The organism is Lysinibacillus alkalisoli, assembly GCF_014643595.1.
Taxonomy (GTDB): Bacteria; Bacillota; Bacilli; order Bacillales_A; family Planococcaceae; genus Metalysinibacillus; species Metalysinibacillus alkalisoli.
The window spans coordinates 166,151-178,984 of the sequence record NZ_BMJT01000007.1 but is presented as its reverse complement, the minus strand read 5'-3'; the positions used below and the strand labels follow the sequence as shown (position 1 = coordinate 178,984).

13 protein-coding genes, 1 tRNA gene and 1 riboswitch are annotated in these 12,834 nt (G+C 37.4%); of the genes, 11 read left to right on the top strand and 3 right to left on the bottom strand.

Going from position 1 to position 12,834, the window contains the following annotated elements:
* Positions 1–48: 48 nt before the first annotated feature.
* The 6 genes from racE (at position 49) to IEW44_RS11670 (ending at position 3,536) form a co-directional block, all read left to right on the top strand.
* The gene (gene racE, locus IEW44_RS11695; protein WP_188615229.1) at positions 49–840 is read left to right on the top strand and encodes a glutamate racemase; all 792 of its coding nucleotides are present in this window, start codon (positions 49–51) and stop codon (positions 838–840) included.
* Between the two features lie 82 nt (positions 841–922).
* Positions 923–1,678, top strand: a complete 756-nt coding sequence (gene rph / locus IEW44_RS11690; RefSeq protein ID WP_188615228.1) for a ribonuclease PH — start codon at positions 923–925, stop codon at positions 1,676–1,678.
* Entirely contained in the window at positions 1,675–2,247 is a 573-nt protein-coding gene (locus IEW44_RS11685) for an XTP/dITP diphosphatase (RefSeq protein ID WP_188615227.1), read from the top strand. Before rph ends, IEW44_RS11685 begins: the two co-directional genes overlap by 4 nt.
* Positions 2,244–2,708: a YfcE family phosphodiesterase gene (locus IEW44_RS11680; protein WP_188615226.1), complete on the top strand. Its 465-nt coding sequence runs from the start codon at positions 2,244–2,246 to the stop codon at positions 2,706–2,708. Before IEW44_RS11685 ends, IEW44_RS11680 begins: the two co-directional genes overlap by 4 nt.
* 77 nt (positions 2,709–2,785) lie before the next feature.
* Positions 2,786–3,397, top strand: coding sequence for a DUF5052 family protein (locus IEW44_RS11675; RefSeq protein ID WP_188615225.1), 612 nt, complete (start codon positions 2,786–2,788; stop codon positions 3,395–3,397).
* 65 nt (positions 3,398–3,462) lie between these two features.
* A tRNA-Arg gene (locus IEW44_RS11670) sits at positions 3,463–3,536 on the top strand.
* A 163-nt stretch (positions 3,537–3,699) separates the two neighbouring features.
* Here the strand turns inward: IEW44_RS11670 and IEW44_RS11665 are convergent.
* The gene (locus tag IEW44_RS11665) at positions 3,700–3,915 is read right to left on the bottom strand and encodes a hypothetical protein (protein ID WP_188615224.1); all 216 of its coding nucleotides are present in this window, start codon (positions 3,913–3,915) and stop codon (positions 3,700–3,702) included.
* 198 nt (positions 3,916–4,113) lie between these two features.
* On the opposite strand from IEW44_RS11665, the gene IEW44_RS11660 reads away from it, so the two are divergent.
* Positions 4,114–4,620, top strand: coding sequence for a MepB family protein (locus IEW44_RS11660; RefSeq protein ID WP_229704229.1), 507 nt, complete (start codon positions 4,114–4,116; stop codon positions 4,618–4,620).
* A gap of 34 nt (positions 4,621–4,654) precedes the next feature.
* Here the strand turns inward: IEW44_RS11660 and IEW44_RS11655 are convergent, their stop codons facing one another.
* The gene (locus tag IEW44_RS11655; RefSeq protein ID WP_188615223.1) at positions 4,655–5,764 is read right to left on the bottom strand and encodes a mandelate racemase/muconate lactonizing enzyme family protein; all 1,110 of its coding nucleotides are present in this window, start codon (positions 5,762–5,764) and stop codon (positions 4,655–4,657) included.
* A gap of 34 nt (positions 5,765–5,798) precedes the next feature.
* Here IEW44_RS11655 and IEW44_RS11650 point away from each other — a divergent pair, with 34 nt between their 5' ends.
* From IEW44_RS11650 to IEW44_RS11640, 3 genes are all read left to right on the top strand, one after another.
* Positions 5,799–7,028, top strand: coding sequence for a hypothetical protein (locus IEW44_RS11650; RefSeq protein WP_188615222.1), 1,230 nt, complete (start codon positions 5,799–5,801; stop codon positions 7,026–7,028).
* Between the two features lie 140 nt (positions 7,029–7,168).
* Positions 7,169–8,563, top strand: coding sequence for a YfcC family protein (locus tag IEW44_RS11645; protein ID WP_188615221.1), 1,395 nt, complete (start codon positions 7,169–7,171; stop codon positions 8,561–8,563).
* A gap of 1 nt (position 8,564) precedes the next feature.
* Positions 8,565–9,668, top strand: coding sequence for an amidohydrolase (locus IEW44_RS11640; protein WP_188615220.1), 1,104 nt, complete (start codon positions 8,565–8,567; stop codon positions 9,666–9,668).
* A 78-nt stretch (positions 9,669–9,746) separates the two neighbouring features.
* Here IEW44_RS11640 and IEW44_RS11635 read toward each other — a convergent pair whose 3' ends face one another.
* Complete coding sequence (locus IEW44_RS11635; RefSeq protein WP_229704231.1) at positions 9,747–11,549, bottom strand: acyltransferase family protein; 1,803 nt, start codon at positions 11,547–11,549, stop codon at positions 9,747–9,749.
* Between the two features lie 253 nt (positions 11,550–11,802).
* Positions 11,803–11,898: riboswitch (TPP riboswitch) on the top strand.
* Positions 11,899–11,953: 55 nt separating this feature from the next.
* Here IEW44_RS11635 and tenA point away from each other — a divergent pair.
* Positions 11,954–12,631, top strand: a complete 678-nt coding sequence (gene tenA, locus IEW44_RS11630) for a thiaminase II (protein ID WP_229704228.1) — start codon at positions 11,954–11,956, stop codon at positions 12,629–12,631.
* Positions 12,632–12,834: the final 203 nt, after the last annotated feature.

Genomic DNA, 12,834 nt, shown 5'->3' with positions numbered 1-12,834 from the left:
TCGTTTTAAACGAAAATAGCAATAGTATACAGGATAGAGGCGGAATATATGAATGCCCCAATAGGCGTAATAGACTCAGGAGTTGGCGGTTTAACCGTAGCTAAACAAATTATGACGTTATTACCAAATGAAACAATTTATTATATTGGTGATACAGCAAGATGTCCATATGGACCGAGACCACGTCATGAAGTGCGCAACTTTACATGGCAAATGGCGAAAGCATTAGAGAAAAAAGGTATAAAATTATTAGTAATTGCTTGTAATACAGCTACAGCTGTAGCTTTAAATAGTTTGCAAAAATATTTTTCTGTGCCTGTTATAGGTGTGGTAAACGCAGGTGCTCGTGCCGCTATCAAAGAGACAAAACGGCATGAAGTAGCGGTTTTAGCTACTAAAGGTACAATTGAGAGTGGCGCTTATGAAGAGGCATTAGCTTCTCTCTATTCGTCCACTCATATCGTCCCCCTTGCTTGTCCCACATTTGTGCCATTAGTTGAAAGTGGCGAGTATAAGGGTGAATTTGCCAGGAAATTAATACAAGAAGGTTTAAAGCCATTGCAACAACAATCTTTTGATACAGTTATTTTAGGTTGTACACATTATCCTATTTTACAAAACTATATTGAAGAAGCTGTTGGACCTGAAGTAACTGTACTTTCTTCTGCAGAAGAAACTGCTAAAGAGGTGGAAGGTTTATTACGTTATCGTGGTGAGCTAGCGACGCAAGCTTCGACACATCAATTCTTTGCTACAGGCTCAGTCCCTATTTTTCGCGCTATCGCGGAAGATTGGCTAGCACAAGGTCATCTTGCGATTGAACGTATTACATTAAAGTGAGAAAGTGGTTAACCTTTACTATTAGGTTAACCACTTTTTTGTTATGATAAAAAGGAAGTTGATAACAAAAGGAGTCATGATAATGACAAGACATGATGAACGAGTAGCTACACAGTTACGCAAAATTACAATAACTGAAAACTATTTAATGCATCCAGAAGGTTCTGTATTAATACAAGTAGGGCATACAAAGGTAATTTGTACAGCAAGCATTGAAGAGCGTGTACCAGGCTTTTTACGAGGGCAAGGTAAAGGTTGGATTACAGCGGAATACGCTATGTTACCTCGTGCAACAGCGCAACGTACAGTAAGAGATGCTGCAAAAGGAAAGATCAATGGACGCACGATGGAAATTCAGCGCTTAATTGGTCGTGCGTTACGTGCAGTAGTTGATTTAGAAGCATTAGGAGAACGCACAATTTGGATTGATTGTGATGTAATTCAAGCAGATGGAGGTACACGTACAGCTTCTATTACAGGAGCTTTTGTCGCTATGGTACAAGCTGTTGCAAAGTTACACGCAGATAAGCCATTCAATCATTTCCCCATTACAGATTTCTTAGCTGCAACAAGCGTAGGTATCGTAAATCAAGAGGCAGTACTAGACTTAGATTATGTAGAAGATGTAGATGCTGATGTGGATATGAATGTTGTTATGACAGGGGATGGGCGTTTTGTAGAGGTACAAGGAACTGGTGAAGAGGCAACATTCTCACGTGCAGAGTTAAATGACTTATTAGCCTTAGCAGAAGGCGGCATTCAACAGTTAATTGAACAGCAAAATATTATTTTAGGAGAACAAGCTCAGCTTATTGGCAAGAAGGAGGAAGAGGCATGACACAAGTTGTAATTGCAACGAAAAATAGAGGCAAAGTAAAAGATTTTGAAGCGATTTTTGGTCCGTTAGGTTATGAGGTTGTAACGATGTTAGACGTAGCACCTGACATGGACATTGAAGAAACAGGTACAACCTTTGAAGAAAATGCTGTATTAAAGGCCGAAACATTAAGCGCAGCGTTGCAAACGATGGTCATTGCAGATGATAGTGGTTTAGCAATTGATGCATTGCATGGTGAGCCAGGTGTGTATTCTGCTCGTTATGCAGGAGATCACGATGATGAGGCTAATATTCAAAAAGCTTTGCGTAATTTACAAGGCGAAACGAATCGTCAAGCTCGCTTTGTCTGTGTGATTGCTGTGGCGGAACCGAATAAAGAAACATATTATGTTCGTGGCGAGTGCGAGGGTGAGATTACCACTGAGAAGCGTGGTACGAATGGCTTCGGTTATGATCCTATTTTCTATGTTCCTACATTAAATAAAACGATGGCTGAGCTGACACCAGAACAAAAATCTACAATTTCTCATCGTGGAGCAGCCATTGCCAAATTAAAGGAAAAACTATGACTTTAATTGTCATGAGTGATTCACATCGAAGTGCAGCTGTAATTGAGCAAGTGAAAGCTAAGCATCCACAAGCTACCTACATACACTGTGGCGATAGTGAATTACCTTTTGACCATGAAGCATTGATTGGGATTACCATCGTGAAGGGCAACTGTGATGTTGACCCACACTATTCGCTAGAACAAGTCCTTTTGTATGAAGGTCAAAAAGTATTAATTGTACATGGTCATCAACATCATGTAAATCAATCACCCTTGTCCTTAGTTTATCGCGCACAAGAAGTTGGCGCATCACTCGTTTGTTTTGGTCACACACATTGTGCTGGCTTTGAACAATATGATAATGTTACTTTACTTAATCCAGGCAGTTTAGTGAAATCTCGTAACGAGCTTCCAGAAGGTTATGCTATTGTGGAATGGCGACATCAACAATGGCAAGTGACTATTATGCCATTATTATAACAAAGGGATGGCAGGCTGTATTCAACAGTTGTCATCTCTTTCTATACATATTTTAAAATTAAAGGAGAATAAAAGGAATGAAGAAATGGCGTTTAGTGCTATTATTAATAGCTGCAACACTTTTATTAAGCTCATGTAATGCTGTAAAATGGTTTATGGGAAATGTAAAAGAAGAACTTGTGGGGCGAGAATTAATCTTACAAACATACGATGAAGATAGTCAGATGATTGATTCTGTTAAAGGGAAAAGTATCAGCATTGAAGCAGATGAAAAGTTTGCGATTAAAGATAAAGAAGGCAGCATAGTGAGTAAGTCAGCGGTATTAAATATTACGGTTGGCGGTAACCAAATGTTACATGTGGGTAGTAGTATGCTTGCTTATGATACAGATTTAGTCGATATTTTTAATGAGTATAGTAAGACAGTAGATATTGATAAAGTAAATCGTTCTGTTCCATTCATAAATCGTATGGTAAATGATATGAAAAACTTTACAACAGGTACAAAAAAAGTGGTGTTAATTCGTTCACAGTCAGGTAAACCGTTGGCAACTTTTGCAGGAGATGATGTGAGCTACTATGCTTCAGATATTGATAAAGCGACAGGTTTGATGATTGATGGCAAATATTTATTGATATATCGTTGTGACTACACTATTTATGATACAAAATTACTTTTAAATGATTAAATCATATTGACTTTATATAACGGAAGACATATAATAAATATTGTCTTTTAGAAAAGATGATATGTGTCTCCATAGCTCAGCTGGATAGAGCACGGGCCTTCTAAGCTCGCGGTCGTAGGTTCGAATCCTACTGGGGACGTTCAAGCTTTAATCTTGTATGAGATTGATGCCAACAAAAACCTGCTAGGTCTTATTTCAAGACTTAGCAGGTTTTTTTGTTAGTGATGTATGGATATATTTTCATTATTTCTATAAAAGAAAAAATCACTCTCCTGTATAATTAAGAGTGATTTTTACGTGATTTATGCACCTTTAATAATATCAACTAATGTTTTAGCTGTTTGATCTTCGGCATATTTTGTATTTTGCTCATTTGTGGGGAAGATACGTTCTTTAGTATGTAGATTTTCGATAAAGATGATTTCCATGAAACCGTCGTCATTTGTTGCGATTAAAAAAATCTCGTCATCCACATGTAAGTATGAAAGTTCTAATTTTTGATTGTAAAGAGAGGACATTGTGTTCACCTCCTACTAAGTTGTTATATGTATTATAAAATAATCACCAAAATATTCAAATATGAAGTAAGTTTTATTTTTTATAAACTCGTCATTCACTAATAAGGTATAGTAAAATACTCGTATTATGCGTAGCCATTCGCTATACTAAATACGCTATGCTTTTTAGTTCACAGCTAGGTGAGGAGTTATTTTTAATTGGAATATTCACAAATAATGTTATGGTTACATACAACGATTTTTATACCAAATGAATGGCTAGTTGAAGCTAGTCAAGAAGAAGTGCAAAATAAAGCATATGGTGCAGGTATATTTTCAATAAATCATGTCACGATACGTTTACGTGTTGCTAAAGTGACACCTAAGAAAACAGGACAGTTTGTGGTGTTTTGGCACAAAGACTCCCAAAACAACAATCAAGCATATGCTTATGACGGAGCTCCAGATCTTACGATGATAGTTGTGACATCACCTCAAAATAAAAAGGGTGCCTTTCTTTTTCCTAAAGAAGTATTATGGCAAAAAGGTATATTACGAACAGCGTCACAAAAAGGAAAGATGGCTATGCGTGTGTACCCACCTTGGGATGAGCCAATCAGTCAACAAGCACTACTTACAAAGAAGTGGCAGTCACTTTATTATGTGGAACAAGAAGAACTTGAACAACGACTAACCGCCTTTTATGAAATAAATGAAAAAAACTAGTGCAACCTTATGATAAGGCGACACTAGTTTTTTATTATTCAATGATAGTAGATTGAATGGTTAATTCTTGTAAGACGTTCTCGTCAATATCAATGCCCAAGCCAGCACGCTCATTTAATTGAATATAAGGTACATCATAAGTTAAGTTACCGATATCTTTGCTAAATTTAAGCGGCCCTGTTAATTCAATACTCGTAATATTACGTTTAGAGAAAGCAACGTGATAGCCTGCAGCTGAAGCAACAGAAGATTCGACCATAGAGCCCACTTGCGCTTCAATATGTTCCATACCAGCCATAATAGCTAGTTGATTTGCGCGATAAATACCACCACACTTCATTAATTTAATATTTATTTTATGAGCGGCTTGTTTTTGAATGATGGCACGCATCTCTGGAATGCCAATTAACCCTTCATCCACCATAACAGGTATATTGATCTTCTGTTTGATCTCAGCCATACCATCTAAATCATTAGCAACGATAGGTTGTTCAATCCAATCGAGCTGTGCCTCTTCTAATTGAGCTAGTGCTTGAAGTGCTGTAGCACTATTGCGCCAACCTTGATTAACATCTACACGTAAATCAATTGTGGGGCCAACAGCTTCGCGAACCGCTAAAATACGTTTTACATCCATTTTAGGGTCTTTGCCTACTTTAATTTTAATAGCAGTAAATCCAGCTGCCACTTGTTCTTTCGCTTCTTGTGCCATTTCTTCAGGGCTTAAAATGCTAAGCACATGCGCTAGTTTGAATTTCTCATGGTAACGACCACCTAATAGATGGTAAACTGGAATTCCTAATGATTTACCAGCTGCATCATAACAAGCAATATCTAAAGCAGCTTTCGCAGTAGGTGCTTGTAAGATTTCAGCGTCCATAATGGCATGAATACGTTCCATGTTTAATGGGTTTTCACCAATTAGTTTAGGTGCAAGCACTTTTTCGATAATGGCGTAAGCGCCATACATCGATTCACCTGTAACATGTTCATCAGCAACTCCTTCACCATAGCCTACAACGCCGTTATCTAATGTTACTTTGACAATAAGGGAAGGCATATTATCATAGGTAGCATAGCTAATAATAAAGGGGTCTTTTAATGGTAATTCAATAGCAAATAATTCAATTTTAGTAATTTTCATGATAAAACATCCTTTCTAGAATGGAGCGTGTAATATGCTTAAAATAGCAGTGATTGGTTCACATTGGTTTATTGAAAAATTTCAACAGAGTATAACAGAGAATCGGCGTTTAATGTTTTTATATTTTGCCTACGATAGCTACACTGAAGCGCCAAATATCGTCAAACAATTACCAGCTGTAGATGTTGTCATCTTTGCAGGTTCCTTCCCGTATGAATTGAGTCAACAAGTGATTGAGGATAATCAATTGCCGGCACTCTATATTCGACAAGATGTCAATTCACTCTCGTTATCACTAATGAAGGCATTGTTAAAAGGGTATACCTTACAACAAATTTCTATTGATTATCGCCATCAAGAAGAATGGGATACGTTAACAAGAGAATTAGATGGTAATGTACCCACTATGGCTTTTCCGATTAGTAATACGATGACACCAGACGAAGTCATTCAATTACATAAAGAGAACATTGTAGCCTATGATGCAAAGATTATTATAACGAGTGTGCATCAAGCAGCTACAGCATTACTTACAGAGGGCGTGACCACACAGCGTGCTGTAGATTCAGAGAGCTCCATCATTAAGATGGTAGATGATGCTATACAATTAGCGACATTACATCAGTTATCTGATACCCAAATGGCTGTTGGGATGTTCTCAGCAGATAGTTTAACGACGCAAGAAGTCACACAGTTTGCTCACCAACTTGATGCTGTTTTTAAGCATGAAGATAAATTGATTAAAATGTACACGACAGTAGGTAAACTTCGACGATTTTTATTTAGCGATTTATTGCAAAAATGGTTGGATAACTTGCCAATAGAATTTGCGATCGGCTTTGGTAGTGGTGAAACATTATTAAAAGCTGAGCAGCATGCAAAAATGGCTTATGCTTATAAATTAAAAGAGCAAAAATACCAAAAAGCTTGTTATTATGTTGATTTGCATCAACGTTTAACAGGACCTTATCCAGAGCAACATAGCAGATTAGATTTAGCTGTGACAAATGATTACGTATATGAGTTAACACAGCAGACTAATTTAAGTCCAATGAGCATCTCAAAGATTATGCAATTTGAACAACTTAATAAAAATTTACCATTTACGATTGATGATTTAGCAGCCTATTTACAAGTTACGCGACGTACAGCTGAGCGAATAGTCAAAAAATTAATTGCGACACCTTATTTACATCAAGTAGGGGAACAAACCTCTACAGGAAAGGGACGACCAAAATCAATTTATCAATTCTCTATTAAATAATTCACTGAATAGTCAAAAAAGCATTGCAATATAACAAGTAATTTAATATACTTTTAAAAACGTCGATAATGTGTCGTTAAATGAATGATATTGGCTGAATACTTATTTGTCAATGCAAAATGTAAAGGGGAATTTTTAGTATGGGAGAAACAAAAAAGAAGTGGTTTAAAATACCACATACGTATGGCATTATTTTTACCATTATTATTTTGGCTACAATTGCCACGTATGTAATTAATGCAGGTCAATATGACCGTGTAGAAGTGGATGGTCGTCAAGTTGTTATAGATAATAGTTATCACCAAGTAGCATCAAGTCCTGTCTCTATTTTTGAGATGTTTACATCAATCCCATTAGGTATGCAAGCAGGTGCACAAATTATCTTCTATATTTTCTTAGTCGGTGGTGCATTTGGGATTATTCAAGCAACAGGTGCCATTGAGTCGGGTGTACAAAGCCTTGTATTAAAAATGCAAAATAGGGGTATATTACTCATTCCTATTTCAATGATTGCTTTTTCTATTTTAGGTTTCACAACAGGGATGTCGGAAGAGACCATTATTTTTGTGCCTATTGGGATCGCTGTAGCTCGGGCATTAGGTTATGATGCCATTGTTGGTACAGCTATGGTATCTACAGGTGCAGCAAGTGGTTTTATTGGCGGTATGATGAATCCGTTTACAGTAGGTATTGCACAAGGGATAGCAGAGATTCCTATTTTTTCAGGCTTTGCTTTTCGTACCGTCGTTTATTTATTTGTATTAACGGTCGCTATTACTTATGTAATGCGTTATGCGATTAAAATTAAAAATGACCCAACAAAAAGTATTATGTATGGTTTAGAGCAAAAATATGCAGGTAAAGCAGATGAGTTTGCAACATTTGAAACATTTAAATTGCGTCATGCATTGGTACTACTAACATTAGTAGCAGGTATTGGTGTTAATATGTATGGTGTTTTTGAGTGGGATTGGTTTTTAAATCAATTAGCAGCTAACTTTTTAATTGTAGGTATGATTGCTGGTTTAATTGGTGGGTTAGGTGTTAATAAAACATTTGATGCCTTAGTAGACGGGATGAAATTAGTCGCTTATGGCGCATTGATTGTTGGTTTTGCACGTGCAATTTTGGTTATTTTAGAGTCAGGCGTTATTATAGATACAATTGTTTATGGTTTAGTATCAGCAATATCGCACTTACCTCAAACATTGGCAGCTGTAGGTATGTTTTTTGTACAAGTATTGATTAATTTCTTTATTCCATCAGGTAGTGGCCAAGCAGCAACAACAATGCCAATTATGGTACCAGTAGCGGATTTACTAGGGATCGAAAGACAAGTAGCTGTTCTAGCATTCCAATATGGTGACGCGATTACAAACTCTATTATTCCAACATCAGCAGCATTGATGGGGTATTTAGCAATAGCGGGTATACCTTATGAAAAGTGGGTTAAATTTATTTGGAAATTAATTTTAATGTGGCTAACAATAGCGGCGGTTGCCTTAGTAGTTGCAGTCATGATAGGAGTGTCATAAATTGAAACAACAACAAATCCAACACGTTTTCGAGCATTTGCATAACCATGCAGAAGTGAGTTGGAAAGAGATTGAAACAACGAATTATTTAGTGGAATTATTTGAAGCAAGTGGTTTTTCTCCACAACGTTTTAAAAATTGTCCAGGCTTTTATGTCGAAATCGGAAGTGGACATCCTGTTGTTGGATTGCGAGCCGATATGGATGCTTTGTGGCAAGAGGTAGATGGTGAAATGAAAGCGAATCATTCGTGTGGGCATGATGCACATATGACGATTGTGACAGGTGTTATGCATGAGTTAAAAGATCGTGTATTACCACACACAGGGACAGTGCGAGCCATTTTTCAGCCCGCAGAAGAGTTAGGTAATGGCTCTTTAAGTGTTGTGGCAGAAGGTGTGGCAGATGATTTGGATTATTTATATGGTGTTCACCTACGTCCACATGATGAAATTAGCTTCCCCCAATGCGCACCTGGTATTCAACACGGTGCATGCGTCTTCGCCAAAGGGTGGATTAAGGGGCATGATGCACACGGAGCACGCCCTCATCAAGGGGTAAATGCGATTGAAGTGTTATTTGCTATTCAACAGCATATCAATACCATTCATGTGGACCCACATATTGCGGCCACAATTAAGTTTACCAATATTCAAGCAGGGACAGATAATCTCAATATCATTCCTGGCAATGCTACATTTGGCTTAGATATTCGAGCACAAACGAATGAAGCTATGGCAAAAATACAACATGATACCCAAAAAATTATAGCAACAATGCGCCAGCTATATGCGTGTGACATTGAATTCACGTTTTTAGATGATGTGCCAGCAGCAGAGGTTGATGCGGACGCGAGTGCACTGTTAGCGACAAGCATACAGCATGTATTACAGCAAGAAGCATTACCTGTTATTGTGACGCCAGGAGCCGATGATTTTCATTTCTATACGATTGAGCGCCCACAAATTAAAGCGACCATGCTCGCTTTAGGAGCAGATGTAGCACCGGGATTACATCATCCTAATATGACATTTAATCCTCAGGCGATTGAAAATGGTATTGCTATTTTAACGGATGTTGTGTGTAGAACCTTAGCATATAAGTGAGTTCGATTACGTAAAAACAGGCACTAACGAGTTATAGCTCGTCAGTGCCTGTTTTTATAGGTGCTATATGATTATCTCTCATTTTGTCACCTTATCCACAGCTTCTTTAATCACGTTAGCATAGTAAAGGGAGCCTTCTTGGTTAGGGTGTATTTGGTCTTCATAAAAGATATTAGGACGTTGACGTGATAAAGTGTCCCAGTCAATTAATCTTACATTGTTATGTTGTTGTGTAGTAGTCGAAAATAAGGTATTGACTTGCTCCTTCCAATAGCGATTAACATTAGTATTAATTAAGAAAATGGTACGCTCTGTACCAATCACATCCAAAAGAGTAGCCATGTCTTGTTCAGAAAAAGCCCCATTAGCACCTAAACCAATCACAATGATATCTCCTAGCTGTTGCTGTTCATTTAGCTGTTGTAATAGGGTAATGGCTTCACTAGGTTGCCTACCTTTTACAGCATCTACATACAGATTAGGAATAGTGTTTTTCATACTTTCAGCAGCACTCATCATGACAGAATCGCCGATCGCTGTAACGGCTGAAGGTGCTTTATTTTGTATAGTTTTTTTCTCTTCTGTTGCTTTCTTTTCGTCGATAGTTTGTTGATTTTGCTTCATTTGTTGCTCCGCTTGCTGTAAATGCGCTTTTAACTCTTCTGTCGCTTGTTGTTGGCTCTTTGCCCAAACAAGACCACCTATAAAAATCGTCAATAAAGCTAAGGAAGTGAAGAAAGTTACTTTGCGTGTAAGTGACCATGTTTTAATCGGCGTCCAACGCCATTTTTTTAGTTTTTTGAAGCTTGCTTTTTTGATGGGTTGTTCAATCAAATGCCAGGATAATTCGGTTAAAATAATAGCAAGACCTACAGCATACCACATTTCTTTGGAGGTGAGCGGTGTGTCAGCAATACCTCCGCCCATCAAAATAATAATGGGGAAGTGCCATAAATAAAGACCGTAAGAACGTTTACCTAGCCATACAAAAGGTTTGAAGCTTAGTGCAGTAGCTAAACGGCTAGACGGTAATGTAATAACCGCAATAATAATAGCTGTAATAATCGAAGCGAGTAACATACCCCCGCGATATAAAAAGGCACTATCCTCTTTCATCGTTAAAAACATAACACCGAGTAGCAAAAGGGCGCTAATGCCAATCCAATCTAATTTATTACGCATAGCGGGAGAAATGGATTTAGTCATTTTTGCACTTGGCCAGACAACGGCCAACATTGCCCCAATAATAAGCGAGAATGCACGTGTATCTGTGCCATAGTAAAGGCGACTGGGGTCTTCATTTGCGGTAAAACCTATCGCCATTGCTAGAGCGGATAACACAGTTAAAATAGCCATTGGTCGCAATAATCGCATACGTGTTGTAAAAAAGACAAACCCTGCAACAATTAATAAGGGCCATATAATATAAAATTGTTCTTCAACGGCAAGTGACCACATATGTTGCAATGGAGAAGGTGCACTAAATTTTGTAAAGTATGATTGCTCTTGTGCAACATACCACCAGTTACTCACATAAAAAATAGAGGCAAGTACATCTTCACGTAACCCTGTCAAAAATTCACGTTGGAATAAAGTAATCCAGATCACTAATAAAAATAACATGGTAAATAAGGCAGGGAGTAAACGTTTGAAACGGCGAATCCAAAATTGTTTTAAGTTAATACGCTGTGTCGTTTCATATTCATATAATAATAAGTCTGTAATTAAATAGCCTGACAATACAAAAAACACCGTTACACCTAAATAACCACCCACAGCAAAAGGAAAGCTTAAATGATAAAATAAAACGCCAATAATAGAGATAGCGCGCAAGCCATCTAAACTGCTAATATAACGGCGTTTTAATTTGTTTTTTTGCACCAAAAACTACGCCTCCTTAAAACATATAACAATATCAATAAGACGCACAACTGATATAAATAGTTGATATCCCTTTATTGTAGAATAAAGTATAACATTTGAAAATATGGAGATAAGACGATTTGTAAAGATGATTCGTTTTACTATAAGTGTAATGGCTTAAAATAGGTGAGAAGTTGGAAGGAAGAGCACCTCGTATTAATTGACTTTACCTAATGCTTGTCCTATGGTGTTAAGTATAACGACATAATAGATGAAGCACTAGGGGAGCCACTGGCTGAGAGAGATTCCTTGACCCTTTGAACCTGATCTAGTTTGTACTAGCGTAGGGAAGTGCTATAGCTCATATATGCTTTTGTGCGCCCTCAATGCTTCATCTTTTAACATTAAGAGGAGGCATTTTTATGTTTACACAAAGATTGTGGCAAAAAGTTCAACCCTTGTGGGAGAGTTATTTAACCCATCCTTTTGTAAAGGGCATTGGAGAAGGTACGTTAGCGCAAGATAAATTCATTCACTATATGAAACAAGATTATATTTATTTAATCGAGTATTCACGTGTATTTGCCTTAGGTGCAGCAAAGGCTAATGATTTAAAAACAATGACTACTTTTGCTAACTTATTACATGGCACAATGAATTTTGAGATGGACTTACACCGAGAATATGCAGCACAGTTCGGTATTGCAACGCAAGAATTAGAAGAAACAAAGCCATCTGCTACCATGACTTCTTATACAAACTATATGTTAAGTCAATCTCAATTAGGCGGCGTAGCCCATGTGATTGCTGCGGTTTTAGCTTGTGCTTGGAGCTATAATTGGATAGGCAAACAATTAGCTACTTGGCCTGGCGCAACAGAGCATGCGTTTTATGGCAATTGGGTACGCATGTATGCATCGCCAGAGTTCAGTGCTTTGGCTGAAGAAACGATGCAAATGATGAATACAATTGCTAAACATCAACCGGAACATGAATTAGCAAAGTTAGAAGAAATCTTTGTAAACACTTGTCAGTATGAATACATGTTTTGGGATATGGCAGAACATAAGTCTATGTGGCCGTTACCTGTTATCTTATAAAATGATGTCATAAATGAAGCAGTAAAGACGATTGTGAGTCTTTTACTGCTTTTTTAGTTTGATGAAGGCATAATCGCAAGCGAATAAATTTTGAGGTAAGTTGATCTGTTAAAAGTATCATACCTTCACCGTAGGTTAATGAAGCTAACATAGACAAAATAAAAAATCTAATGTTGAATCGCTATCTGGCTGTTTTAATTAAT

What these genes read in the sequence shown, in the direction of transcription:
- racE (WP_188615229.1), top strand. Translation starts at nt 49, where the DNA reads ATGAATGCCCCAATAGGCGTAATAGACTCAGGAGTTGGCGGTTTAACC.
- rph (WP_188615228.1), top strand. Translation starts at nt 923, where the DNA reads ATGACAAGACATGATGAACGAGTAGCTACACAGTTACGCAAAATTACA.
- IEW44_RS11685 (WP_188615227.1), top strand. Translation starts at nt 1,675, where the DNA reads ATGACACAAGTTGTAATTGCAACGAAAAATAGAGGCAAAGTAAAAGAT.
- IEW44_RS11680 (WP_188615226.1), top strand. Translation starts at nt 2,244, where the DNA reads ATGACTTTAATTGTCATGAGTGATTCACATCGAAGTGCAGCTGTAATT.
- IEW44_RS11675 (WP_188615225.1), top strand. Translation starts at nt 2,786, where the DNA reads ATGAAGAAATGGCGTTTAGTGCTATTATTAATAGCTGCAACACTTTTA.
- IEW44_RS11665 (WP_188615224.1), bottom strand. Translation starts at nt 3,915, where the DNA reads ATGTCCTCTCTTTACAATCAAAAATTAGAACTTTCATACTTACATGTG.
- IEW44_RS11655 (WP_188615223.1), bottom strand. Translation starts at nt 5,764, where the DNA reads ATGAAAATTACTAAAATTGAATTATTTGCTATTGAATTACCATTAAAA.
- IEW44_RS11650 (WP_188615222.1), top strand. Translation starts at nt 5,799, where the DNA reads ATGCTTAAAATAGCAGTGATTGGTTCACATTGGTTTATTGAAAAATTT.
- IEW44_RS11645 (WP_188615221.1), top strand. Translation starts at nt 7,169, where the DNA reads ATGGGAGAAACAAAAAAGAAGTGGTTTAAAATACCACATACGTATGGC.
- tenA (WP_229704228.1), top strand. Translation starts at nt 11,954, where the DNA reads ATGTTTACACAAAGATTGTGGCAAAAAGTTCAACCCTTGTGGGAGAGT.